Consider the following 25,020-nt stretch of genomic DNA (forward strand, 5'->3'; position numbering starts at 1 on the left):
ATATTAGACTCTTACACTTGTTGCTGATAGAGATTACGATAGGATGCACCAACATGATTTTCCGGTAATCGTGCTTGACCTTTACCGAATATTTTCTCGCGGTAGGTTCCTTCCTCATATTCTGTTTTTACAAGGCCACGACTTTGCAGTTCAGGTATGACCAATTCTACAAAATCTATAAACGTTCCAGGTGTTATCGCATAGGCTAAGTTAAATCCATCAACATCTGTTTCCTCTAGCCACTCTTCTAATTGATCTGCAATCTGCTTTGGTGTTCCTACAACAACAGGACCCATGCCTCCAATTCCAGCGAAGGTAGCTAATTCCCGTACAGTCCACTTTTTATTTGGACTGGATTTTGTGAGACTTTCTACTGCAGATTTAATCGCATTCGTTTCAATGTACTCAATTTCTTGATCTAATTCATATTCTGAAAAGTCTATTCCAGTCCAGCCACTTAATAATGTTAGAGCGCCTTCCACGCTAATATAACTGGCTAATTCCTCATATTTTGCCCAAGCTTCTTCCTCCGTTTGTCCAACAATTGGCGTAATAAGTGAAAATACTAACAAGCTATTTGGCTGTCGTCCATTCAATCTGGCTTGTTCTCGTACACCTTTTACATAGGTAGCAGTTGCTTCCTTACTTGGTGCAGAAATAAAAGTGGCCTCCGCATGTCTGCCGGCAAATGCACGCCCCCGTTCTGACCCACCTGCTTGATATAAAACAGGCGTCCGCTGTGGGGATGGCTCACATAAATGAATGCCAGGCACATTGAAATATGGACCATGATGGTTAATGTCATGAACCTTTTCTGGATCGGTAAAAATTCTCTGCTCCTTATCTTTTACAACAGCATCCTCTTCCCAGCTACCTTCCCATAGCTTATAGCAAACTTCTAAATATTCTTCGGCAATATCATATCGTTTCGTATGTTGGAACTTGTCGCCTATCTCAATATTTTTTGTCCCGCTTTCTAGATAGGATGTTACGATATTCCAAGCAATGCGGCCGTCAGTTAGATGGTCTAATGTTGACATTCTTCTAGCAAATGGGTAGGGATGCTCAAACGTGGTTGAGCATGTAATCCCAAATCCCAAGTGTTTTGTTGCATTTGCCATGGCCGAAACAAGTAAAATGGGATCATTCACCGGCACTTGCGTTGCTTGGCGGACTGTCGCCGTTTTATCCTGTTCATAAACGTCATAAATTCCAATTACATCAGCAATAAATAATCCATCGAAAAAACCTTTTTCTAAAATTTGTGCAAGCTCTACCCAATATTTAATATTATTGTAACGGTGCGATTGATCCTCAGGATGAGCCCACAACCCTGGTGATTGATGTGCAACACAATTCATGTCAAATGCATTTAAATACATCCTTTTTTTACCCATTATCATTTCACCTTTCTATCTTAAACTTATTTAATTACAAACTATCAAAATAGCGCAAAACACCACCTAAAGGACTTAGAAATACACACTTCTTATCGGAAGATCAATTCCATTCACAACATAGTTCCCAATTGCACGTGCTTTGTACACCGTTGGATTATGCGAAGAAATGGTGCGGATATTCCGCCAATGGCGGTCCAATTTCGTTGACTGCCTTGTTGCTGATGCACCGCCCACCTCATAAAGTAACGTTGCCGCCTTCAAGGCAAGCTCATCAACAATAATTTTTGCTTGAGCGGCCCGAAGTGATGCCTCATGGCTTAACGAAAAATCAATGACTCCATCAACCGCTCTATTGATAGCAATATCCTCTGCATCCGCAGCAGCAAGGATAATGGATTCCGCAGCAAATGCACTGCTTGAAAGCTGGCCGATAATTTGTAGTAATTGTGGATCATTTGCTGGAGTATCTGCGGCTGCAAACGTAAATGATCGAGCTCTTCCCCGTACTAAATCTTTCGCATCAGTCACAACATTCCTCAAAATCCCTGCAATTACTCCCTGTAAAAAGAGCTGCAAAATAGAATTAAACGGTGTTTCGTCATCATCAATAAAAGTTACTTCATTTTTATGGACCAATACATTGTTTAATCGCGTCGTCCCGCTGCCAGTCAATTTTTGGCCAATCCCATCCCAATCATCTTCTATCGTTACACCTTCACGATTAGTAGGAATAAAGGCTGATGCTGTTTTACCCTCCGGCGTTGATGCCATTACGACTACCGTATCGGAATATAACGTTCCTGTACTAAAATACTTTGTACCATTCAAGCGATAATCCTCGCCATCTGCAGTTAATCTAGTTTCAAACGATAATGTACCAACATTTTTTGATGAAATCTCCGTGAATGCATTGCCAAAGATCTCCCCGTCCGCCACCTTTTTTAACCATATTTTATTGATTTCAGAATTAGCCTGAAGGAGTAATAGCTCCACTTGGTAATAATGAAAACGAAGTATATGGGCAACATCCGGATCAGCTTCGGCTAAACGGATTATTGTTTGGAAAAGTTCGCGAATACTTGCACCACCACCACCAAGTTCGGTTGGTAAGCGAAGGGCGCCAAGACGAGCTTGGCGAATTAAATCCACAGCATAATAGGGCCGAGCTTCACTCCCAGCATCTCTCCGTTCCTTTGCATCTCGAGCAATTTCCGATATCAGGTTATTAAATTTCGTAGAACCAACTTTCACTACATTAGCAGTTTGTAAACTCATTATTTTTTCCTCCTTGATAAAAAATTGGTTTATTGTTTTGTTGAAAGTTACTATTTCACTCAATTGCACACAATAATTCCCCCTCTCAAATCAAAAGAGGCTCATACCTCAATCCCTAAAAGGGAAATTGGAATGAGCCTCCAGTTGACTAGTCGGCAATATTAATTAAATTTTCATCGATTCGTTGTGTTTTAAAATAAATAAAGCCCCCCTCCTCAAAGATGAGAAAAGAGACTTTTCATTCGTACAAAAGTTCTTCGCTCTCATCTTCAGAATGCAAATAACATTCCTCTGAAATTGGCACCGTGCACATTTGCCGGTTGCCGAGGCATCACAGGGTCAGTCCCTCCACCTCTCTTGATAAGAAAGAATTAACATCATTTATTAAATTATATTTTGTAATTTACTATATATTTTTTTCGGTGTCAATAAACTTTTTTAATATTTAAAATATTTTACCATTTCGATTTACCTTCATCGTCACGCCTCTATCCAATCGCTCCTACTTTACCGAAACGTGGGTCAGGCGTGCTTCCCCAAAGGTCTAGCGTTTCATGGTCATCAGCCAAGGCTCTTGGATTTCTTGGATCTTGCTCAGGAAACTCTTCCATACCTTGACTAAACTCCACTGTAATTCCATCTGGATCAAGAAAATAGAGGAATACGCTGAAGGATGGCTTATGGCGACCAGGACCAAACACAATGGGTACATTTTTATTTACAAGTCGAGTGCGAGCAATTCCAATATCATCAAAAGCTTTAACTTGGAACGCCAAATGGTTCAGTTTTTTACCCTTCCCACGAACAAGAGCAAACGAGTGATGCAATGGATTTGGAAAAGCCCTCATCCAAGACCACTTTGTTCGTTCTCCTGTTTCGATTTGGTCAACTGAAATATCGGACTCCTTAAAGTTCATTGTATACAAGAAATAATCAAGCGCCTCGTCAAAGTCCTGATCTTCCACTTCAATCCCTACATGCCCCAAACAAGCAATGTTTACTTGCCTTGAATTTACAACCGTTGGTGTATATGGAAGCTCAGTCTTTTCCATTTTACAGTAAAATTCATATGTAGCCCCCGTTTTTGGCTCTTCAATTCGGATTGTTCTACCTTGGCAAAGTATAGCCGTTTCTTGTTGTGGTACTTCTTTCGGTTGAAAACCTGCCTTTGTAAAAATAGTAAAAGCAAGCTCCATTTGGTCTTCATCCTCTAATTCAAAGCCAAGACGATTCAAGCCTGGCTCATTAGATGGATAAAGGGCTAAATTGTGGTGATCAGGGCTGCATCTTAAAAAAGCATATTGGTCCTTCACTAATTCCACTAATTCCAAACCTACGATATCACGATAAAATTCCGCTGATTTTTGAACATCCGTAACATTAAGTGCAATATACCCTAACTTTTTGTAACGAAGCATAACATAATCCACCTTTCTCAAATAGTTTTTATTTTTTAAACTTTCTGACTATTATATTAAAGCGAATCATAGTATCCGTCCAATTGAAAATTCCTTTAGTTTGTAACCAATTTCATATAAAAAATTAATGGTGGCAAAACACATAAAAAAAAAACTTGGGCTTGTAGAATCTTCTACAAGCTCATTAATATTACGATTCAAGCATTTTAATTTGCTTTGTAAGTTCGTTGAATCTCCTATCAAGCTCCGCGTAAGTCTTATCTTTTGGCGTGAGAAAGCTCAATTTCCCCAGGACCTCTTGCCTTTCTGTTTCAAGCTTTAATCGCAACTCTTCCATAGCGTCATTCGTTTGCGTTTGGGTTTGGATTTCTTCTTTCCATTGCCTTTTTATAGTTTCGTTTGAAATGACAAGTTTACTACTAGTTGTCTTTTCAAGAAAATAACGGTCGTGTGATACTACCAGTAGTGTGCCATTATATTGTGCTAAAGTATTTTCGAGCTGCTCGCGTGAAGGCAAGTCAAGATGATTGGTCGGCTCATCTAGTATAAGCACATCTTTTTCCTCTAAAATATAAGCCATCAGCTTACACTTCACCCGCTCCCCCATACTCATAGCCGCAATCGGCTCCTTCCACTGGGAAGCCGTGAAGCCCAAATGCTTCATTAGATTTTGCACCTTCCCTCTTGCCTCAAAGGTATTCTGATAAAATAACTGCTCTGGTGTTTGGTCAAGCGGCAAATCAAACACTTCTTGCGTCAGATAGCCAATCGTAGCCGTTGGTGAAATCCACACCTCACCTTGAGCCGGCTCCTCACCAATGATTATTTTTATCAAAGTCGTTTTGCCACTGCCATTAGGGCCTATTAAAGCCACCTTTTCTCCATGCTGAATTGTAAAATTCACGTCTGTAAATAACGTCCGTCCATCAAATTCCTTCGTTACATTTTTAACCTCTAAAAAACGTTTTCCTACTTTATTATTTGACTTCATTGAAAAATGGACTGCATATTCCGGCTCAACCCGCTCCACCTTTGCCTTTTCAAGCTCTTTTTCAAGACGCTTTCGTTTGGAATTCACTTGAGCATCCATCCGTTTTGCTTTTACACGATAGTATTCCTTAAAACCTTCCTGTTTCGTGGACTGAGCATGTGCCTTATTGGACCAGGAAGTAAGTTCGTTGATTTGCCCTTCAATTTGTTCAATCATTTTTTGTTGTTTTTCGTATTCCCGCTCTTGCGCCAGTCGTTTTTGCTTACGAGCCTCCATATAGCTCGAATAATTACCTTTGTGTTCAATAAGCTTTTTACCTTCAATGGACCAAATTTTAGTAGCAACTTCATCTAAAAAATAACGATCATGTGATACTAAAATAATGACACCTTTATATTGCTGCAGGTGCTCCTTGAGCAGCTCCTTGCTTGGCTCATCAAGGTGATTGGTCGGTTCGTCTAAAAGTAATACCTGCGCATCCTCCGCAATCCCTTTTGCAAGCCGTGCTTTCAATTTTTCACCACCGCTCATTTGCGAATAATCACCCGTTGGTACCTTCCATTTCTCAAGCAAAGTACTTTCTAAAGTGTTCATCCTGTTAGAAGAATACGACACTGTTTCTTGTTCAACTAAAACCACTTTTACATATGGCTCTAACCATCTTATTTGTCCTTTCGTAGCTGTTAACTCACCGTTTATCAAGTGCAACAGCGTCGATTTCCCAGCACCATTTTTACCAATGATACCGATGATTTCTCCCTCGTGAACACTTGCGTTCACATCTTCAAAAACTGTTACGTCATTTATTTCATATCCGATATTTTGTAATTTTAAAAGCTCTCTCATAAAGTCGCCCCTCTCTGTAAAGGGAGGATTCGTAGGCTTCCAATCATAAAAAAATCCTCCCAATTTCCTTGGAAGGATTAGTCGCATTTTTAAGTTGCTCAAATAAAGCTATTCCCGTAAATAGCTTCAAGTTTTGGTAAAAATGGGCAGACTAATCCTATTTTAGTTAATTTGAAATATACAATTTCAAACGTTTAAAAATAAGATTAGTTTAACATCGTCCACCCATCATCCCTTCTGTTTTAATAGCACCATTATAGCATAACTATTTTAGAACTGTGCAGCTTTTTGCTGGATACATTTTAGCAGTGGGTTCAGCTTTCATGTTGAGCCTTTACTTTTTTCATAAACCAAAGATAGTACCAATAAGAAATAAGCAATGTTAGCCAAAGTGTAATCCAGGACCAATACCAGGTCCAGTGAATGTATTTAATCGTGGCTGTGTACCTTTCCAGCAATACCTCTCCCGCTACCAATGCAGAGGGAAACATGAATGAATAACCAATCTTGTAACCTAAGCTTTTTTGACGGGGAAAATTCACATTATACACAGCACTAACAGCCGGAAAAATAAAATATTCAAAAGTAAAGCTTACTTTATAAGCATACTTCATAAAACGAACGGGATATTCAATTAATCTGTTTTCGACAACTAAAGAACCGAATAACCATGTTTGAACTTGCATAAATAAAAAACTGATATGGGCATCGATTATTTTATCTCGAGGTATACATTTCCATAGTAGAATAGCAGCGCAAACAATGGAAATAACAAGAATCCACAGGTCCGAATTCATTTAGTTTTGTGTCCCCCTAATTCGAAATTTCTTTTATTATTTTGTCCCCCAATTTAATTTTTTAAAAGAATATTGAACATAGTCAGACCTGATACAATTTTTTCTCACAAATACGGAATTGTAGATCTGCAACCTTATTTACAAATGCTTTGTCATGGGATACAAACACGATTGTGCCTTCATATCCAGCAATAAATCGCTCTAACGCTTCAATTGCAGCAATATCTAAAAAATTCGTAGGTTCATCAAGCAGCAAAATATTATATCTACCCAAGAACAGTTGGCAAAGCTGAAGCCGAATGGCTTCCCCACCACTTAGTGATTTTACCCCTTTTTGAATATCTGTACCGATAAACTGCATCGAATGTAAAACACTTCGCAAAAATCCTTCCTCATAATCTGAACGGTTTTTCAAAAATTGCAAAACAGTTTCATTGCTTTCAAATTGATAGCTCATTTGCCGGAAATAGCCAATTTTCGCTTTTGGCGAAATCATTAATCCCTCGCCATTATTGGCAATATGGGTAAGCAGTGTGCTTTTTCCACTACCGTTGGCCCCTGTGATAGCTATTTTTTTACCGAGCGGCAATTGAAAGCTTACTTCATCTAGCAACACTTGGCCATTTATTCGAATGGTTAATCGATCTGCAATAATTGGAAATTTATTATGCAATTCCAACGCTTTTGACTGGTGAAAGATGATTTTCTTTTCCGGTTGAATGGCCTCCACTTCCTCTAGTTTTTCAATGCGCTGCTCGATTGCTTTGGCTGCACGATAGACTGCCTTTTGGCCCGTTCCCTTGGATTTTGTCATAAACATTTTATTTGGTTTGGCGTTCGCCTCTCTTTTTGACATTCTTCCCGCTTGAGCAATTTTTTCAGCCTTCTTCATTTTTTCTTCAGCCGCCCGTTCTAATCGTCCCTTTTCTTTTAAATATTGCTCATGGGCTTGTGTTTGTTGTTCCCGTTCCAATCTTTTCTGCACCATGTATTCACTGTAATTACCGGTATATACACGGACCTTTCCGCCCGTTACTTCCCAAATCGTTGTGACAAGCTCATCTAAAACAGCACGATCATGACTGATTAACACAAGCGCTCCGTAGTAATAACGCAGTTCATCCAGTAAAAATGAAATCCCATTTTGATCTAGGTGTGTGGTCGGTTCGTCAATCAACAAGGCTTCATAAAAAGCCGAAAACAGTTGCGCCAGTTTCAACCTTGTTTGCTCCCCACCGCTTAGCTGTCCAGAATGTTGTGGCACGGCTAACCTTCCAAGTAATGCTGCATCCGTTCCTTCAATAACCTGCGGTGCTTCTATTTGTTCAAAATAGCCACAGTCTATATGACTTACTACCTTTCCACTTGTTGGTTGAATCTTACCAGCAAGCAGCTTTAACAACGTACTCTTCCCGGCACCGTTTTTCCCAACGATACCAATACGATCAAATTGATGGACAGCAAGTCGCTCAACCTTTAAGATTTCTTTATCTAAATAAGTTACTTCAACATTTTCTAGTTCAAAACATACCTTTTCCATATCCGCTACCTCCGAAATTTTAGTGATTTCGTACCGATAGCAATGATCGATACGAGCTTCTATCTACGAAGCCCGCATCTTAAAAAAATAATAGAAACTGCATACCTTTCCACTCCCTTTACAGCTGTACAAAATAAAAAAGAAAGGCAGCACTCCACCTTTCTTCACATAATAAAATATTAAAATTGAAGATTATTAAAAAGGGCAGACTTATCCCGTTTACTCTGTATACACAACAGAGCCTTTGAACGTATTAAATTACTAGTTCAAAGTTAGGAAACGAAGTCTGATGGAATACATATTAATAATCCTCCTTACATTTTAAATGTCATGTACACCTTTATACTAAGACCTCTTATAGAAAAAGTCAAAGATCCATTTGGGGCTAAAAACTTGTAATCCATATCGATAATGCAAATATCAATCCAAAAATCCAGTGATGAATAGCTGACCATTTCATTGCTTTCATTTCATCTGCCCTTGTTGCTTTAGAACGAAGTAGCCAACGAAGCTTTATTGCAGCTGGTAAAGCTAGAATCGTGACTATAGAAATTGGAGAGACAATTTTTAAAAAAATAAGAAAGAAAACACTTAGATAAACAAATGCTAAGATTAGAGTTAATGCATGAACTGCCCGGCTGCGCCCCAACCTCATAGCAACTGTTCGTCGAATATTTTGGTCCTTTTGTATATCCCGTATATTGTTGGTTAATAGCATTGTTGAACTAACCAATGAATAGGGCAAAGCTAATGCAATAATCGAAACATCAATCGTGTGCGATTGAACGAAGTACCCAACGAATGCTGGGAAAACTCCAAGAAAAATAAATGCAATAATCTCTGCTAATCCAAGGCTGGATAGTGAACGAGGGCCTGCCGAATATTTATACCCACAAATAACACCTACGCCCCCAAATACCAAAATCCATAACGTATGGCTTACAAAGCCAACCCAGCCCCCTATTATAATGGCTAGTGCAAATAAAGTGCCGGCTACCACTGGAATAAAATGATAGGAAGGCGCTATCCCATTTATAGGCTTTTTTGAAAAAAACCACTTTTCATGATCTTGTCCCTTTTGAAAATCATAATAATCGTTAAACATATTTACCGCGCATTGAACGAGAAGACCAACTAGTAGGACAGATATAAAAAGATTGTATCGTATTGAATAACCATTCAGCTTCGCTAAGGCAGTGCCTGCTATTACTGGGCTTAATGTGGCCGTAAACGTCAACGGTCGTACTAGTAACAGCCATGAACTATGGTATAGTAAGGATTCCTTCTGGGGATGAAGCTCTTTTTCAATCATTGCCATTTTTATCACTCCACATATGTCATTCTCTAAATCAACGGAAACAACTAACAGCTTATTTGCTTCAAAATTTCATATAGTAGTGATTATTCTTTTAAAGTAATACCATCAAAATAAGGAGAACACCAAAACCTACTGGCTCTACAGATTCAACTAAAAAAAGGATGACCAAAGCTTGATACAGAGGTTCCTTCATGTTGCGATCAGCTAATATCCACAGGTTTTCGTCAGTCAAGATTTTTAAAAATGATTTATACCCAACGAATATCCCCCAAGTTAAAGAGAAGCTAGCCACTATTAATGCTGTTATCCAAAGGTTTCCATAGAGTGAATTCCAAATGTCCTCCCAATGATGAATGGGGCCGAGAGCTGTCCCTAGTATTACACCTGTTAAAATAACGCCAAAACCTGCTAGTGAGAATAGCCAATGTGACCACTTCATTAAGGCTAAAAGAAATTGACGCTGGTCAACAAACTTTAAATGCCGAATGGCAGGAAAGACACCCCACCCTATAAATAAAAGACCACCTACCCAAATAATTGCCAAAATGATGTGCAAACCTAAGATAATCTGATGCAGCATCCAAGTCATAACATCACCTTCTGGATTATTGATGAAGTACTTTATTTTCTTCATTATAAAAACTAGAGTTTAGTCCCACCATGATTTATATCAATTTTTAATTAACCTGTCTTTAAATTGCAGTAGTTTTCTTATAATTTAGATATTTCAATCTATAACTGATTATAGTACAATGAGATGGTTATACTTGGAAGGAAAAGGTGTGATGTCCACATCTTTTCAGAAATTTAGGGGAAAAGGTTGGTATGAATGGGTAATAGGGAAACTACAACAGACGTCATTTTAATTGGCGCCGGAGTTATGAGTGCGACTTTGGGGACACTCCTGAAAGAATTAGTACCGGAATGGGAATTTACGGTGTTTGAGAAACTCTCAAACGCTGGAGAGGAAAGCTCTAATGAATGGAATAATGCTGGAACGGGTCATGCTGCATTATGCGAGCTAAACTATACGGTTGAAAAACCTGATGGAGCTGTGGATATCAGTAAAGCTATTAAAATTAATGAGCAATTTCAGACATCAATGCAATTTTGGTCTTATCTAGTAAATAGCAATCTGATAAAGAATCCGCAGGACTTTATTAGGACATTGCCTCATATGAGTTTCGTACAAGGGGAGCAAAATGTAACGTTTTTAAAAAGACGTTTTGAGGCGCTATCAAACAATCCTCTATTCAAAGGAATGGAATTTTCCGATGACTCGGAAAAAGTCATGAAGTGGGGACCGCTTATGATGAAAGGCCGAACATCGAATGAACCTATAGCAGCAACAAGAGTCGAAACCGGAACTGATGTTAACTTTGGGGCTTTAACCCGCATATTATTTGACCACTTAAAGAATAAAAACGCCAAAATAAAATTCAATCATAGTGTTGATGATATCAAACATACTAAGGGCGGCTTATGGGAATTGAAAGTCCGAAATCTTGATAGCGGGACCGTCGACCGTCATACTGCAAAATTTGTCTTTATCGGCGGCGGTGGAGGAAGTCTTCACTTGTTGCAAAAGACCGGTATTCCTGAAAGCAAACACATTGGAGGATTCCCGGTAAGCGGACTATTTATGGTGTGTAATAACGAAGATATCGTTGAACAGCATCACGCAAAAGTATACGGCAAAGCGAAGGTTGGTGCACCACCAATGTCTGTTCCGCATCTTGATACTAGATATATCGATAATAAAAAGTCCTTATTATTCGGACCCTTTGCCGGCTTCTCACCAAAGTTCTTAAAAGCCGGTTCAAATATGGATTTAATTACTTCTGTAAAATCTCATAATCTCGTGACGATGTTGGCAGCGGGTACAAAAGAGATGGCATTGACTAAATACCTGATTCAACAAGTTATGTTATCGAAAGAACAACGAATGGAAGAGTTGCGAGAGTTTATCCCAAACGCTAAGAGCGATGATTGGGATTTAGTAGTAGCGGGACAACGTGTACAAGTTATTAAAGATACCGCTAGCGGCAAAGGAACGCTTCAATTTGGTACGGAAGTAATTACTGGTGCTAATGGATCAATCGCAGCATTACTAGGGGCTTCACCAGGTGCTTCAACAGCTGTACATGTTATGCTTCAATTAATCAATAAATGCTTCCCGCAGCACAGTCAAGAGTGGGAGCCGAAAATCAAAGAAATGATTCCTTCCTATGGCAAATCTTTAATGGACAACCCAGAGCTTCTGCACGAAATTCATGCTTCAACATCTGAAGCACTTGGTTTAACTGAAAAGGAATTGGCCTATAGTTAATCTTTGAATTCAATAAAAACAACAAAAAAGAGCAGCACTTTCCGCTACTCTTTTTTTGTTTGCTTGGCAACGTCCTACTCTCACAGGGGGACAGCCCCCAACTACCATCGGCGCTGAAGAGCTTAACTTCCGTGTTCGGAATGGGAACGGGTGTGACTTCTTCGCTATCGTCACCAAACAGTTATTTATTTGAAGGTTGTTCCTTCAAAACTAGATAATCAAGATTCATATTTACCATGCATTGTCCAGCTCCAGCTCCCAGCGACTAGTAAACTTCGCTCATCTCCCTACGATAAGTCAACATCGACTCACTTTCGTTCGTCGTGTTTCCTTTATCTCAGTCGATGCGCTCCAGTTTATACGTCGCTAAACGGTCGCTTCCGCTTTTCTTTTTGGTTAAGTCCTCGATCGATTAGTATCTGTCAGCTCCACGTATCGCTACGCTTCCACCTCAGACCTATCTACCTCATCGTCTCTGAGGGATCTTACTTCTTACGAATGGGAAATCTCATCTCGAGGGGGCTTCATGCTTAGATGCTTTCAGCACTTATCCCGTCCGCACATAGCTACCCAGCGATGCCTTTGGCAAGACAACTGGTACACCAGCGGTGCGTCCATCCCGGTCCTCTCGTACTAAGGACAGCTCCTCTCAAATTTCCTGCGCCCACGACGGATAGGGACCGAACTGTCTCACGACGTTCTGAACCCAGCTCGCGTACCGCTTTAATGGGCGAACAGCCCAACCCTTGGGACCGACTACAGCCCCAGGATGCGATGAGCCGACATCGAGGTGCCAAACCTCCCCGTCGATGTGGACTCTTGGGGGAGATAAGCCTGTTATCCCCAGGGTAGCTTTTATCCGTTGAGCGATGGCCCTTCCATGCGGAACCACCGGATCACTAAGCCCGACTTTCGTCCCTGCTCGACTTGTAGGTCTCGCAGTCAAGCTCCCTTGTGCCTTTACACTCTGCGAATGATTTCCAACCATTCTGAGGGAACCTTTGGGCGCCTCCGTTACTCTTTGGGAGGCGACCGCCCCAGTCAAACTGCCCACCTGACACTGTCTCCCGCCCCGATCAGGGGCGTGGGTTAGAATTTCAATACAGCCAGGGTAGTATCCCACCGATGCCTCCACCGAAGCTGGCGCTCCGGCTTCTCAGGCTCCTACCTATCCTGTACAAGCTGTACCAAAATTCAATATCAGGCTGCAGTAAAGCTCCATGGGGTCTTTCCGTCCTGTCGCGGGTAACCTGCATCTTCACAGGTACTATGATTTCACCGAGTCTCTCGTTGAGACAGTGCCCAAGTCGTTACACCTTTCGTGCGGGTCAGAACTTACCTGACAAGGAATTTCGCTACCTTAGGACCGTTATAGTTACGGCCGCCGTTTACTGGGGCTTCGATTCAGAGCTTCTCCGTAAAGGATAACCCCTCCTCTTAACCTTCCAGCACCGGGCAGGTGTCAGCCCCTATACTTCGCCTTACGGCTTCGCAGAGACCTGTGTTTTTGCTAAACAGTCGCTTGGGCCTATTCACTGCGGCTCTCTCGCGCTTGCACGCTACCAGAGCACCCCTTCTCCCGAAGTTACGGGGTCATTTTGCCGAGTTCCTTAACGAGAGTTCTCTCGCGCATCTTAGGATTCTCTCCTCGCCTACCTGTGTCGGTTTGCGGTACGGGCACCTTCTACCTCGCTAGAAGCTTTTCTTGGCAGTGTGGAATCAGGAACTTCGGTACTATTTTCCCTCGCCATCACAGCTCAGCCTTCACAATGAGCGGATTTGCCTACTCATTAGCCTAACTGCTTGGACGCGCACAACCAACGGCGCGCTTACCCTATCCTACTGCGTCCCTCCATTGCTCAAACGGTAAAGAGGTGGTACAGGAATATCAACCTGTTGGCCATCGCCTACGCCTTTCGGCCTCGGCTTAGGTCCCGACTAACCCTGAGCGGACGAGCCTTCCTCAGGAAACCTTAGGCTTTCGATGGACAGGATTCTCACCTGTCTTTTCGCTACTCACACCGGCATTCTCACTTCTAAGCGCTCCACCAGTCCTTTCGGTCTAGCTTCAAAGCCCTTAGAACGCTCCCCTACCACTGACACGTAAGTGTCAATCCACAGCTTCGGTGGTACGTTTAGCCCCGTTACATTTTCGGCGCAGAGTCACTCGACCAGTGAGCTATTACGCACTCTTTAAATGGTGGCTGCTTCTAAGCCAACATCCTGGTTGTCTGGGCAACTCCACATCCTTTGCCACTTAACGTACACTTTGGGACCTTAGCTGGTGATCTGGGCTGTTTCCCTTTTGACCACGGACCTTATCACTCGTAGTCTGACTCCTAAGGATAAGTCTTTGGCATTCGGAGTTTGACTGAATTCGGTAACCCGATGGGGGCCCCTAGTCCAATCAGTGCTCTACCTCCAAGACTCTTACCTTAAGGCTAGCCCTAAAGCTATTTCGGGGAGAACCAGCTATCTCCAAGTTCGATTGGAATTTCTCCGCTACCCACACCTCATCCCCGCACTTTTCAACGTGCGTGGGTTCGGTCCTCCATCCAGTGTTACCTGGACTTCAACCTGGACATGGGTAGATCACCTGGTTTCGGGTCTACGACCACGTACTCTTAACGCCCTATTCAGACTCGCTTTCGCTGCGGCTCCGTCTCATCGACTTAACCTTGCACGGGATCGTAACTCGCCGGTTCATTCTACAAAAGGCACGCTGTCACCCTTGAATGGGCTCCAACTACTTGTAGGCACACGGTTTCAGGATCTCTTTCACTCCCCTTCCGGGGTGCTTTTCACCTTTCCCTCACGGTACTGGTTCACTATCGGTCACTAGGGAGTATTTAGCCTTGGGAGATGGTCCTCCCAGCTTCCGACGGGATTTCACGTGTCCCGCCGTACTCAGGATCCACTCAAGAGGGAACGAAGTTTCAGCTACAGGGCTGTTACCTTCTTCGGCTGGCCTTTCCAGACCACTTCACCTACTTCATTCCTTTATAACTCCGTATAGAGTGTCCTACAACCCCAAGAGGCAAGCCTCTTGGTTTGGGCTGTTTCCGTTTCGCTCGCCGCTACTAAGGAAATCGCATTTGCTTTCTCTTCCTCCGGGTACTTAGATGTTTCAGTTCCCCGGGTCTGCCTTCAATACCCTATGTATTCAGGTAAAGATACTGTCCCATTACGAACAGTGGGTTTCCCCATTCGGAAATCTCCGGATCAAAGCTTACTTACAGCTCCCCGAAGCATATCGGTGTTAGTCCCGTCCTTCATCGGCTCCTAGTGCCAAGGCATTCACCGTGCGCCCTTACTAACTTAACCTAAGATGATTGATTGAATCATCATGATTGTAATAAGAACTTTCTTACAGTAAATATGAATGTTTACGATTATCTAGTTTTCAAGGAACAAGTTTTGAGAGAAATGCTCTCTCAAAACTAAACAAAATGTCGAAGCATGCCTTCATTATCCTTAGAAAGGAGGTGATCCAGCCGCACCTTCCGATACGGCTACCTTGTTACGACTTCACCCCAATCATCTGTCCCACCTTAGGCGGCTGGCTCCAAAAGGTTACCCCACCGACTTCGGGTGTTACAAACTCTCGTGGTGTGACGGGCGGTGTGTACAAGGCCCGGGAACGTATTCACCGCGGCATGCTGATCCGCGATTACTAGCGATTCCGGCTTCATGTAGGCGAGTTGCAGCCTACAATCCGAACTGAGAATGGCTTTATGGGATTGGCTCCACCTCGCGGTCTTGCTTCCCTTTGTACCATCCATTGTAGCACGTGTGTAGCCCAGGTCATAAGGGGCATGATGATTTGACGTCATCCCCACCTTCCTCCGGTTTGTCACCGGCAGTCTCCCTAGAGTGCCCAACTGAATGCTGGCAACTAAGGACAAGGGTTGCGCTCGTTGCGGGACTTAACCCAACATCTCACGACACGAGCTGACGACAACCATGCACCACCTGTCACTCTGTCCCCGAAGGGAAAGTCCTATCTCTAGGATTGTCAGAGGATGTCAAGACCTGGTAAGGTTCTTCGCGTTGCTTCGAATTAAACCACATGCTCCACCGCTTGTGCGGGCCCCCGTCAATTCCTTTGAGTTTCAGTCTTGCGACCGTACTCCCCAGGCGGAGTGCTTAATGCGTTAGCTGCAGCACTGAAGGGCGGAAACCCTCCAACACTTAGCACTCATCGTTTACGGCGTGGACTACCAGGGTATCTAATCCTGTTTGCTCCCCACGCTTTCGCGCCTCAGCGTCAGTTACAGACCAAAGAGCCGCCTTCGCCACTGGTGTTCCTCCACATCTCTACGCATTTCACCGCTACACGTGGAATTCCGCTCTTCTCTTCTGCACTCAAGTTCCCCAGTTTCCAATGACCCTCCCCGGTTGAGCCGGGGGCTTTCACATCAGACTTAAAGAACCGCCTGCGCGCGCTTTACGCCCAATAAATCCGGACAACGCTTGCCACCTACGTATTACCGCGGCTGCTGGCACGTAGTTAGCCGTGGCTTTCTCGTTAGGTACCGTCAAGGTACCAGCAGTTAACTGATACTTGTTCTTCCCTAACAACAGAGCTTTACGACCCGAAGGCCTTCATCGCTCACGCGGCGTTGCTCCATCAGACTTTCGTCCATTGCGGAAGATTCCCTACTGCTGCCTCCCGTAGGAGTCTGGGCCGTGTCTCAGTCCCAGTGTGGCCGATCACCCTCTCAGGTCGGCTACGCATCGTCGCCTTGGTGAGCCGTTACCTCACCAACTAGCTAATGCGCCGCGGGCCCATCTGTAAGTGATAGCCGAAACCATCTTTTATCATAAGACCATGTGGTCTCATGAGTTATCCGGTATTAGCTCCGGTTTCCCGAAGTTATCCCAGTCTTACAGGCAGGTTGCCCACGTGTTACTCACCCGTCCGCCGCTGAATCAGAGGAGCAAGCTCCTCGTCATCCGCTCGACTTGCATGTATTAGGCACGCCGCCAGCGTTCGTCCTGAGCCAGGATCAAACTCTCCAAAAAGTGTTTGATTGCTCAAAATTAAACTGACTTGTGTTGAACTCAAAAGTTCAACTTTGTTTGCACACTTGACATTTTGTTTAGTTTTCAAAGACCATTTCATTTTCTTTCGCTGTGTTTCAGCGACATTTATTATCTTACCATCTACATTCGTAGAAGTCAACAACTTTTTTCAAAAGTTTTTTTGGCGCCGTTTCAACGCCGGAATTTAATAATACCAAAAACAAGATCACTATGCAATAGCCTTTTTAAAACATTCTCATAATTATTATGAGGCGCCTCGAAATATTTTTACCATATTTTTGAATATATGTATGTGATAGATTCGATGTTTCTACTGGAATATGTATTTTTCCACTCTCGCATCTCACACTCTACACCATTCGCTCAGATTGTTCACCAAAACAAACCAACTTAATCTTTTAAAATTATATTTCTTAATTGATTAGTTGCCTTAGCTGAGGTTATATAGGTTTCCCCTTCTCCAATCATATACATCAAGATACTTTTCTCATCTTCATCCCCCAACCATAAATGGATAGCATGCTTTGGAAAACGATCCCCATAAGATACAATGACATCATAATCAGGTTTTGGCCCAACCTTTACCTGCTTTTTCACTGCCGTTCTTATTGTATTCTCAAATACTTTAATAGACTTTTTATCATCAAAGGACTTAGAAGTTTCCGGATTAACATCACCTATCCCATTGGATGGGGACAATTCCACCTTCACGACCTTTTCATCTAATAGGACCATGGTCTAACACCTTTCACTTACTCAAACTCCTTTAATCTATTTTTATTTAAACGTTCATTTAAATTTCACCTTTCAATTGTCTGTCCAATGCCTTTATTATTTCCTCTACAGTAGCTTGTTCCTTTTCAGATAATTCTTTTTCAGAAAAGATATGTTTAGTATTTGCTATTATTTCCTCTACATTAAAATAACCTGCATAATAAGCTAGCTCTTCACTGATACTTACTATACTCTTAGAATCCTGCATACTTAACCTTTGAACAAAAAGGAATGGGGACTCTACAAATAACCCGTATATAATCGCACTATATGTTTCGGTGGCAGCACCATCAACTTGATCATGTAAGGCAAAGATATCATCCAAGTGATCTAATTTAGTAGAGGTTTCTAAATTGTACAACCAATCAACTACCTCAAGAAAATTGGCGCCTTCAATATTATTGTAATATTCAGGTTCGAGATCTTTGAATGATTTTAAAATCCTTTCTACCTCTGCCGGAGTTGGCCTTTCTTTTTTTATTAAATCATAAATATGGTGAATTTCTACTTTGGTCATGCCTTCAATCAATTTATCTTCAAAAAGTGTTTGATAGTCATCAACAACTAATTTGCCGTTTTCTCTTGAAAATGTAACTTTTTCCTTCATTTCATAATAAGCCGGGTCGCTAGTTTGGGTAATATAGGTGATATTCGCTGTCATACCATCCATTTCAATCTTATAATCTATTACCCACGGGCTGGAAACGCCAATATTATAATTCCAATTTTCTCCGCTTCTATTTATCTGCTCTTGTTTAAACTTTTCTTTCGCCTTTTCGGACATCATTTCATATCGAGGTTTTCCATCCCTTGTTTTAAGTGCATAGGCCCAAACTGAAGCCAATTCGAATATTTCCGTAGTATTTTCTTTTACCACTTTATCTTCCTTCTTTATACTATTCGTTTTAGAATTTGTCGGGGAACAGCCACTGATCAATAAAATCACAACAAAACTAAGCAGTAACATTCTTTTAAACCTACTTTTTAATGGTGCAGACATGGCTACCTCATCTCCCCTAAAATATCTTTAAATGTTGGATAGAATATAGCAAATCGTAAAAATAAACAATATAAGCCCAAAAGCAATGCCGCCAACAACCGCAGTGATATTGAACTTCCAAGAGTATCCCTTCAAGTCTAACTCCGAATCTGAACGGTCTACCTTTCTTATATGCAAAAGTAAACTAATATTTGTTATGACTATAATCGACAGACTAATAAGCAACAAACTCTTAAAGTCTATTTCCAAAACCACATTTGTTGACCCGTGACTCAAATAAGAATTGAAAAACATAATTCCGCTTAATATGAAACTCGATATAACAGCTGACTTTTGTTGCTTTTTCCATTCGTCTCCCATCTTTTTCTGTTCATAAATTGCTACTTGTTTAAAAATAGGGATGAATGAATTTGTAGGGCTCTTCTTTACCAAAGCAATTACTGCCTGACATAGTAGTATCACTGCTAGCGCGAAAAACAATAATGTGTTGGATATATTAAAAAATTTAATCACTGAAAAATAAAGTGAAAATGCCGTCATTACTAAAATGTTCGTAGCAATGACTTGCTTTATTCTCATTTTCTTTACATTAACCATATTCACCATTCTCACCTTTTCCCCTTTAGAGTGGCTGCATCTTAATTATAACAAATAAAATGGAAATGTTTGGAAAATCCGATTAATTTTTATGGAGTATAGGAAAATCTATCTTTGAGCAAATTATTAAAAAATAAGAAGGAGTTATGAAATGATTAAAAATTCTATTCGTATCTTTTTAACCTTATGCGCTATCATTGCGGCATGGTTTCTTCCCAAAAAGTCGTTTGTGAAATATTTGCCGGTAACCTTATTTTCATCAAGTATTCTGCTTGCTGAAATGTTCTATTTAACTATTCACAGACTTTGGAAGGCTAAGGATGGACCAAGTGCAATGACATGCAACACATTGGTTCTAGTTTTGGGGCCGTACTTTTTTGCAAATTTGTGGGTTTTCCATTTAACAAAGGGGAAATTTTTCTTATATTCTTTAGTCAATGTCATAGCTGACTATATTTACTCCTTTCACATTATTCGCTTATTCGAAAAGGCTAAATTCTTTAAATTAAAAATAAGTTCAAAAGCATTTTTTATAATGATTGTTTCAAACGCATTCATAAATTATGTATTCCAGAAGCTTTATGAAAAAGCCAATGTTCAAAAGCAAGCTGATCTGTTAACCGAACCAAACGGATAATATTAATTTAAAAGAAGGTTGTGGATTACTTTCCACAATCTTCTTTTTTGTGGTCATCGGCTTTGATCAGGAGTAGATTACGGCCTATAAAAATAAATTTCAAAAAGAAGACAAGTTTTCTTATCCTCTTTGCATAAGTATGAAATAGACAACTTTGAAAGGGGCTTATATCATGAATTTTTTTGTTTTGAGAAAAACAACACTTTTGTTAGTTTTAACTGTAGTCGTTATTTTTGCTGCCATCTCCGTCCTTTTTTTATTCAAACCAGAAGCTGTACCTGTGTTTAGTCAGCAAGCCAATGAGAGCATTCGTGAGATAGACATGATTACGGCTGAGTTCCATACAAAAACACAAGATGGGAAGGATATGGTCGTTCAACGCTGGGATCCGGGAACTGTATTTTTAGAAAAGGGAGAACAAGTCAATCTATATATTAGTGGAATTAATGAACAGGATCATCCTTTTCATATTGAAGGAACAGATATCAAAGGGATTGTAAAAAAAGGGGAAACAACGATAGTCCCGCTGCAATTTAAAGAAGAAGGGACCTACCGTTTAGTATGTGATACACATGCACATCGAGACCATAGCATCCCGATGATTGCCTATATTGTCGTTGATTAATGACTGGATAAAAGCAAATAAGGACAGGAGGAAATTCCCCTGTCCGATTACCCTTTTAACGTTGTGCATGTGCTTGTCCTATATCATAGATAATCTCACCAACGCCCCCAGTGACAAAGCTTGTCTTTACATTATTTAAATTAGTGAATAAGGTTCGAATACGTTCCTTGATGTCGGGGTCTGATGTAACATAGACATTATAGCCTTGTTCATTCTTAGATATGACCTGTTTGACCTTTTGCTCTAGCGTTTGTATATCACCACGCTGGTTCACATCAATACCAACGACAATATCCATTCCTTGAACAACTGATACAGCCCGCTTTACGCCTGATATTTTTTCAGCCGCTTCAGACGCCCTTGATGCCACTTGTTGTGCTGAACGAATGTCATTCGTGGCATCCTGTGTTCCTGAGTATGTACCATTGTAATTGTGATTATAAGGTTGGTCATATTGGTTAGCAACATTTGTTGTGTTCATTTCATTATTGCTTACGTTCTTTACCTGCCCTGCATTTTCTCCAATCTGTGGCTGGGCTCCCTCATTAGTATTATTGCTAATGTTACAACCTACTAACCAAGTCATCAAAATAGAAGTAATAAACAATAATTTAGGACTCACGTAACATACACTCCTTTTTATCTATTTTGTTCATAAATAGAATAGGTATTCATTTTTTTAAACCAATACAGACAGCTACTCAACGTTAAAGTTAACAGTCTTCTCTGCTTTAGTCTTTCCATTTGATATTTCCAGGATTGCATTCCATTCTCCGTTCATCGGTAACTCAGCAGTGCTTTCATATTGACCATTTCCTGTTTCTTTAAAATCAACCTCAATGGTTCCATGGTCCATTCTGGCCATTTCAAGAATGCCATGAACCTGCAGGCCTGTAGCAGGCTTCCCATTTCCACTAATCTCAAGAAGAAGTTGGCTTGGTACACCCTCCTGGAACTTTGTTGGTGCTTGTATAGCCACTTCCCAATTAGGTGAAGAGCATCCCGACATGATCATCACTGCTAAAATAGCAAGCGATAGCATTAACATTCTCATAATAGCCCTCCTACTACATACTCATCATAAAAGTCATTTAGCCCAAATTTGCTTACTTCCCCATTCTCTAAATAAGCAACAGTGGAGCATACCTGGCGAATTTCATCCATATGATGGGATGAAAATAGAATCGTTTTATTTTTCAAAGACTTTAATATCTTTAAAATCTCAATTCTTCCTTTTGGGTCTAACCCGCTCGTTGGTTCATCAAGGATAAGAATGGAGGAATTGAAATACAGCATGATGCCAAGACCTAAGCGCTGGAGCATCCCTTTTGAATAACCTTTGATTAAATTCCCCTTACTCTCCCAAAGATTTACCTTCTTCAATATTTCTTCCACCCTTTTCTCATCCGGCTGTCCCTGTCTTACAGAAGCAAAAAATTTCATATTCTCCTCTCCCGTCATATGGGGATAGAGCAGAAACTTTTCAGGCAGGTAAGCGACATTGCTTTTCCAGCCTTCTTTATAATTGGGTATTCCTGCAAGAGTGATGCTCCCCTCTTTAGCAGGTAACAAGTTTAGCATTGTATGAATTAATGTTGATTTCCCGGCTCCATTGCTTCCCACCAGGGCACAAATTTCGTTATCTTCAATTGTTAAGTTAATATTCCGCAAGACTTCTTTATTTTGATATGATTGGCTTAATCCTTTTATTTCTATCATCAAATTCCACCCCTTCGCTTCAGCCTAACCGCCAGCTCAAATGCTATAATCGACCACACAAATAGAGGAATCCAAACTAAATATTTGGGCGGAAGCCAAACCATTTTCTCCATTAGTCTAGACATATGGTCAAGCGGGTAAAGCCCCAACACCGTCTCCAAATAAAAATGTAGGGAGTGAAGAGGGTCCAAAAAATAAAGCACTGAAAAAATCTTGATATTTTCCTCCTTTACCATTGGTAGAAAAAAAAGAAACAATAAATCAAGAAGGAAAATAAAAAAGAACCATGTAAAAATGTTAGCCCCTACAAGCTGCATGCGATTATCACAAATACTTCCCAGAAATAAACCAATTTGATTGAAAATAAATAATAAAGTGAGAAAAGCAAATAAAAAAAACAAAAATGAAGACCCATTAAAAAATAACGTGAATTTCATAGGGATGGCCAGGATAAAATACCAAAGTATAAACATTGAAATGGTGATGAACTGCACTCCCAACGACTTTTTCAGAAAAAAACTGCGATAAGATTCTTTTACCGTCATAAGAATCATTAATGTTTTTTGTTCCTTTTCCTGTATGAGGGCAAATGAAGAGATAAACAAGCTAAATAAAGGAATGAGATAAACATTCATTTCATGCAGGGAAAGTAAAAAAACTTCGAATCCTTTATCTGCCGGTAATGAATTGGATTGCCACAAAATAATAATGGAAATAATCATGACCATACTTAATGCCAGCCAGAGGCCTTTTCCGCGGGACAATTCATTCCACTCTTTCCAAATATATGTCAACGAATTTTCCTCCTTTGTAAATAAAGCATCCCTATCATAAACATATTTGGAATCAATAGAATCCAAGTTAGTTGTAGCCTCATTTGCCGCTCTCTCATCAAAGGAAATGGGTCTTCAAATACGATTTCTTCCTTATGCAAAAATTGATTTATTTTTTCGTATATAAAAATAGCTGGGCTCGTTAAAAAAAGATAAACTAGCTCTTGATCCTCCAGGAGCTTCGCCATAGAAGATTTATATTGTACTGGTATATCCCCTATCTTGTCCCGATTCAAATCAAATAGTGGGATGGTATTCCCCCAATCATTGCCCTTTCCATCTTTGCTCCATTCATTTTTGGTTTGGCCACCGATTGTAATAACCGGCAAGGTATTATTGTTAAAACGGTTCAATGAAAACACCTGGCCTGCGGAACTCGCCCAAATCTCTACACCGATATTATTTTTATAAAAGTCATTGCTGATAATCTCGTTTTTCTGAGCTAAGTCGGCATAAAGTCCGCGCTGATTATGAAAAAAACGATTATTTTTAACAAGATTCTCATTACTGGACTGAAGCATTAACCCAAACCCTTTCGTACCTTGGTGGTAGGAAAATTCATTTCCAATTAACTCTATGCCCTTAGATTGCATGATTGCTGCGCCACCTGTATTAAGCTGAAATTTATTGTTATAGAAGTGATTACTATCAGAATACATATAATGCAAACCATAACGGGTATGACTGACACAAACTCCTTCTACCAAATTATCATTGGCATAGTAAAAATAGATACCGTCGCGAGAATTAGTAATTACCGTATCTCTCAACTGATTTCGATGGGAGTATATCAGTTGGATGCCGTTCCCTTGACCACCGATTTCTCCCCCACCCATTCCCTCAATTGAAACGTTAGAGATTTCATTTTCATTAGAATGGTTTAAATAGATACCATGAAAAGAATCGCTTATTTTAAGATTACGAAACACATTTCGATTCGATAAAACCTTCACAGCAGAATACTCTTCTTCTGAATTCCGACTTAAGCTGCTATGGGAGATTTTCAAATTCTCCAAGTGAACTCCATGGCCTGGTTCCTTTATAAGGATGACATTTCCTGTCCCATCTCCTTTAATATGGGTTTTATCTGTACCTTTGATTGTAATCGGTTTTGTAATGACTACATTACCTCTATATGTTTGATCTTGAAGAAGAAGTTTGCCATTCGAAGGAGTCCCATCAACCAATTCTTGTAATGTTTTATTTTCTGCAAAACTGCAGGCAGGGTTAATCGTCAATAAAAGTAACGCGGACCCAATAATCCAAAGCGCTTCTTTTCTCATTTTTTCCGATCCCTCCATAATGGAAAAAGGGTGCATAAAAATGCCGCTCCCAGTAAAAAAGATCCATAACTGAAATAGCTGTCAGTCACAAAGTTGGCAATCTTATTCTCACCAATGATAGGGGGTACAAACGGCGGAATGTCAATTGGCGCTTTCGGGTCAAGCTCTGTTCCATAGTTCGTCAACCAGCGGTTAATATCATAGACTCCTAATCCACCGCCTACAACAAAAAGTGCTATGAGACCATAAAGTAAGCCTTTTCTCCTTAACAAGGCAACAATAAACGTTAGTAAAGCCAGACCGCCTATTATGTATGGCAGGTACTGAAGTTCCGGGAAATCTTCTTTACTAAAGTTTTTCATTCCAATATAGTGATTTAAGCCATTTACAATATCAATTTGCCCTGCCAATTTATATGGGTAAACGATGATATCCAATCCTTCAGGATATTGCGGAGCATAGAATTTCATCCCCCACCACGGAAAGAAAATGGAAAGTACTAGTAATACACCTGCTAAGCACAAAGAAATAACTGAAGACGTTGAAAGTCTCATTATTATGTTCTCCTTTTTTCAAAAAGTAGAAGAAGGGC

20 protein-coding genes, 3 rRNA genes and 1 riboswitch are annotated in these 25,020 nt (G+C 40.7%); of the genes, 3 read left to right on the top strand and 20 right to left on the bottom strand.

Going from position 1 to position 25,020, the window contains the following annotated elements; all coding sequences use genetic code 11:
- Positions 1–11: 11 nt before the first annotated feature.
- From ACNQFZ_RS10030 to ACNQFZ_RS10065, 8 genes are all read right to left on the bottom strand, one after another.
- The gene (locus tag ACNQFZ_RS10030; RefSeq protein ID WP_458415110.1) at positions 12–1,397 is read right to left on the bottom strand and encodes an LLM class flavin-dependent oxidoreductase; all 1,386 of its coding nucleotides are present in this window, start codon (positions 1,395–1,397) and stop codon (positions 12–14) included.
- Between the two features lie 75 nt (positions 1,398–1,472).
- Complete coding sequence (locus ACNQFZ_RS10035) at positions 1,473–2,675, bottom strand: acyl-CoA dehydrogenase family protein (RefSeq protein ID WP_458415111.1); 1,203 nt, start codon at positions 2,673–2,675, stop codon at positions 1,473–1,475.
- Positions 2,676–2,935: 260 nt separating this feature from the next.
- A riboswitch (SAM riboswitch) is annotated at positions 2,936–3,042 on the bottom strand.
- 121 nt (positions 3,043–3,163) lie between these two features.
- Complete coding sequence (locus ACNQFZ_RS10040) at positions 3,164–4,093, bottom strand: VOC family protein (protein WP_458415112.1); 930 nt, start codon at positions 4,091–4,093, stop codon at positions 3,164–3,166.
- A gap of 190 nt (positions 4,094–4,283) precedes the next feature.
- Positions 4,284–5,930: a ribosomal protection-like ABC-F family protein gene (gene abc-f / locus ACNQFZ_RS10045; protein ID WP_458415113.1), complete on the bottom strand. Its 1,647-nt coding sequence runs from the start codon at positions 5,928–5,930 to the stop codon at positions 4,284–4,286.
- Between the two features lie 314 nt (positions 5,931–6,244).
- Positions 6,245–6,727 carry a CBO0543 family protein gene (locus ACNQFZ_RS10050; protein WP_458415114.1) on the bottom strand — a complete coding sequence of 161 codons (483 nt, stop codon included), beginning with the start codon at positions 6,725–6,727 and terminating at the stop codon, positions 6,245–6,247.
- An 82-nt stretch (positions 6,728–6,809) separates the two neighbouring features.
- Positions 6,810–8,267 (bottom strand): Msr family ABC-F type ribosomal protection protein, encoded by a 1,458-nt coding sequence (locus tag ACNQFZ_RS10055; RefSeq protein WP_458415115.1) that lies wholly within the window; start codon positions 8,265–8,267, stop codon positions 6,810–6,812.
- Positions 8,268–8,652: 385 nt separating this feature from the next.
- The gene (gene menA, locus ACNQFZ_RS10060) at positions 8,653–9,585 is read right to left on the bottom strand and encodes a 1,4-dihydroxy-2-naphthoate octaprenyltransferase (RefSeq protein ID WP_458415116.1); all 933 of its coding nucleotides are present in this window, start codon (positions 9,583–9,585) and stop codon (positions 8,653–8,655) included.
- A 91-nt stretch (positions 9,586–9,676) separates the two neighbouring features.
- Positions 9,677–10,174, bottom strand: a complete 498-nt coding sequence (locus ACNQFZ_RS10065) for a hypothetical protein (RefSeq protein WP_458415117.1) — start codon at positions 10,172–10,174, stop codon at positions 9,677–9,679.
- A 240-nt stretch (positions 10,175–10,414) separates the two neighbouring features.
- Between ACNQFZ_RS10065 and ACNQFZ_RS10070 the strand changes: the two genes are divergently transcribed.
- Complete coding sequence (locus tag ACNQFZ_RS10070; RefSeq protein ID WP_458415118.1) at positions 10,415–11,914, top strand: malate:quinone oxidoreductase; 1,500 nt, start codon at positions 10,415–10,417, stop codon at positions 11,912–11,914.
- A 61-nt stretch (positions 11,915–11,975) separates the two neighbouring features.
- Here ACNQFZ_RS10070 and rrf read toward each other — a convergent pair.
- The 6 genes from rrf to ACNQFZ_RS10100 form a co-directional block, all read right to left on the bottom strand.
- Positions 11,976–12,092: ribosomal RNA gene (gene rrf / locus ACNQFZ_RS10075) — 5S ribosomal RNA — on the bottom strand.
- Between the two features lie 214 nt (positions 12,093–12,306).
- A 23S ribosomal RNA gene (locus ACNQFZ_RS10080) occupies positions 12,307–15,238 on the bottom strand.
- A gap of 154 nt (positions 15,239–15,392) precedes the next feature.
- A 16S ribosomal RNA gene (locus tag ACNQFZ_RS10085) occupies positions 15,393–16,939 on the bottom strand.
- Together the 16S, 23S and 5S rRNA genes form the textbook arrangement of a ribosomal RNA operon.
- 411 nt (positions 16,940–17,350) lie before the next feature.
- Positions 17,351–17,695 carry a hypothetical protein gene (locus ACNQFZ_RS10090; RefSeq protein ID WP_458415119.1) on the bottom strand — a complete coding sequence of 115 codons (345 nt, stop codon included), beginning with the start codon at positions 17,693–17,695 and terminating at the stop codon, positions 17,351–17,353.
- Between the two features lie 58 nt (positions 17,696–17,753).
- Positions 17,754–18,734, bottom strand: coding sequence for a hypothetical protein (locus ACNQFZ_RS10095; protein ID WP_458415120.1), 981 nt, complete (start codon positions 18,732–18,734; stop codon positions 17,754–17,756).
- A gap of 27 nt (positions 18,735–18,761) precedes the next feature.
- Entirely contained in the window at positions 18,762–19,340 is a 579-nt protein-coding gene (locus ACNQFZ_RS10100) for a hypothetical protein (RefSeq protein WP_458415121.1), read from the bottom strand.
- A gap of 142 nt (positions 19,341–19,482) precedes the next feature.
- Here ACNQFZ_RS10100 and ACNQFZ_RS10105 point away from each other — a divergent pair, with 142 nt between their 5' ends.
- Positions 19,483–19,968, top strand: coding sequence for a hypothetical protein (locus ACNQFZ_RS10105; RefSeq protein WP_458415122.1), 486 nt, complete (start codon positions 19,483–19,485; stop codon positions 19,966–19,968).
- A gap of 172 nt (positions 19,969–20,140) precedes the next feature.
- Positions 20,141–20,593, top strand: coding sequence for a hypothetical protein (locus tag ACNQFZ_RS10110; RefSeq protein ID WP_458415123.1), 453 nt, complete (start codon positions 20,141–20,143; stop codon positions 20,591–20,593).
- A gap of 55 nt (positions 20,594–20,648) precedes the next feature.
- Here ACNQFZ_RS10110 and ACNQFZ_RS10115 read toward each other — a convergent pair whose 3' ends face one another.
- The 6 genes from ACNQFZ_RS10115 to ACNQFZ_RS10140 all read right to left on the bottom strand — a co-directional run bounded on the left by ACNQFZ_RS10115 (position 20,649) and on the right by ACNQFZ_RS10140 (position 24,982).
- Positions 20,649–21,215, bottom strand: coding sequence for a YhcN/YlaJ family sporulation lipoprotein (locus ACNQFZ_RS10115; RefSeq protein WP_458415124.1), 567 nt, complete (start codon positions 21,213–21,215; stop codon positions 20,649–20,651).
- 75 nt (positions 21,216–21,290) lie between these two features.
- On the bottom strand, positions 21,291–21,647 hold the full coding sequence (locus ACNQFZ_RS10120; protein WP_458415125.1) for a FixH family protein: 357 nt from the start codon (positions 21,645–21,647) through the stop codon (positions 21,291–21,293).
- Positions 21,644–22,312, bottom strand: a complete 669-nt coding sequence (locus ACNQFZ_RS10125; protein WP_458415126.1) for an ABC transporter ATP-binding protein — start codon at positions 22,310–22,312, stop codon at positions 21,644–21,646. Before ACNQFZ_RS10125 ends, ACNQFZ_RS10120 begins: the two co-directional genes overlap by 4 nt.
- On the bottom strand, positions 22,312–23,106 hold the full coding sequence (locus ACNQFZ_RS10130) for an ABC transporter permease subunit (protein WP_458415127.1): 795 nt from the start codon (positions 23,104–23,106) through the stop codon (positions 22,312–22,314). The genes ACNQFZ_RS10125 and ACNQFZ_RS10130 overlap by 1 nt, the downstream gene beginning before the upstream one ends.
- Complete coding sequence (nosD, locus tag ACNQFZ_RS10135) at positions 23,103–24,428, bottom strand: nitrous oxide reductase family maturation protein NosD (RefSeq protein ID WP_458415128.1); 1,326 nt, start codon at positions 24,426–24,428, stop codon at positions 23,103–23,105. The genes ACNQFZ_RS10130 and nosD overlap by 4 nt, the downstream gene beginning before the upstream one ends.
- Positions 24,425–24,982: a hypothetical protein gene (locus tag ACNQFZ_RS10140; RefSeq protein WP_458415129.1), complete on the bottom strand. Its 558-nt coding sequence runs from the start codon at positions 24,980–24,982 to the stop codon at positions 24,425–24,427. Before ACNQFZ_RS10140 ends, nosD begins: the two co-directional genes overlap by 4 nt.
- Positions 24,983–25,020: the final 38 nt, after the last annotated feature.

This window comes from Schinkia acidoalkalinis (assembly GCF_054301215.1).

Bases quoted from the DNA above. Each gene is read 5' to 3' on its own strand.
- ACNQFZ_RS10095 (WP_458415120.1), bottom strand. From the start codon at position 18,734: ATGTCTGCACCATTAAAAAGTAGGTTTAAAAGAATGTTACTGCTTAGT.
- ACNQFZ_RS10140 (WP_458415129.1), bottom strand. From the start codon at position 24,982: ATGAGACTTTCAACGTCTTCAGTTATTTCTTTGTGCTTAGCAGGTGTA.
- ACNQFZ_RS10050 (WP_458415114.1), bottom strand. From the start codon at position 6,727: ATGAATTCGGACCTGTGGATTCTTGTTATTTCCATTGTTTGCGCTGCT.
- ACNQFZ_RS10100 (WP_458415121.1), bottom strand. From the start codon at position 19,340: ATGGTGAATATGGTTAATGTAAAGAAAATGAGAATAAAGCAAGTCATT.
- ACNQFZ_RS10110 (WP_458415123.1), top strand. From the start codon at position 20,141: ATGAATTTTTTTGTTTTGAGAAAAACAACACTTTTGTTAGTTTTAACT.
- ACNQFZ_RS10055 (WP_458415115.1), bottom strand. From the start codon at position 8,267: ATGGAAAAGGTATGTTTTGAACTAGAAAATGTTGAAGTAACTTATTTA.
- ACNQFZ_RS10105 (WP_458415122.1), top strand. From the start codon at position 19,483: ATGATTAAAAATTCTATTCGTATCTTTTTAACCTTATGCGCTATCATT.
- ACNQFZ_RS10090 (WP_458415119.1), bottom strand. From the start codon at position 17,695: ATGGTCCTATTAGATGAAAAGGTCGTGAAGGTGGAATTGTCCCCATCC.
- nosD (WP_458415128.1), bottom strand. From the start codon at position 24,428: ATGAGAAAAGAAGCGCTTTGGATTATTGGGTCCGCGTTACTTTTATTG.
- ACNQFZ_RS10040 (WP_458415112.1), bottom strand. From the start codon at position 4,093: ATGCTTCGTTACAAAAAGTTAGGGTATATTGCACTTAATGTTACGGAT.
- ACNQFZ_RS10125 (WP_458415126.1), bottom strand. From the start codon at position 22,312: ATGATAGAAATAAAAGGATTAAGCCAATCATATCAAAATAAAGAAGTC.
- menA (WP_458415116.1), bottom strand. From the start codon at position 9,585: ATGGCAATGATTGAAAAAGAGCTTCATCCCCAGAAGGAATCCTTACTA.
- ACNQFZ_RS10065 (WP_458415117.1), bottom strand. From the start codon at position 10,174: ATGACTTGGATGCTGCATCAGATTATCTTAGGTTTGCACATCATTTTG.
- ACNQFZ_RS10030 (WP_458415110.1), bottom strand. From the start codon at position 1,397: ATGGGTAAAAAAAGGATGTATTTAAATGCATTTGACATGAATTGTGTT.
- ACNQFZ_RS10120 (WP_458415125.1), bottom strand. From the start codon at position 21,647: ATGAGAATGTTAATGCTATCGCTTGCTATTTTAGCAGTGATGATCATG.
- abc-f (WP_458415113.1), bottom strand. From the start codon at position 5,930: ATGAGAGAGCTTTTAAAATTACAAAATATCGGATATGAAATAAATGAC.
- ACNQFZ_RS10070 (WP_458415118.1), top strand. From the start codon at position 10,415: ATGGGTAATAGGGAAACTACAACAGACGTCATTTTAATTGGCGCCGGA.
- ACNQFZ_RS10035 (WP_458415111.1), bottom strand. From the start codon at position 2,675: ATGAGTTTACAAACTGCTAATGTAGTGAAAGTTGGTTCTACGAAATTT.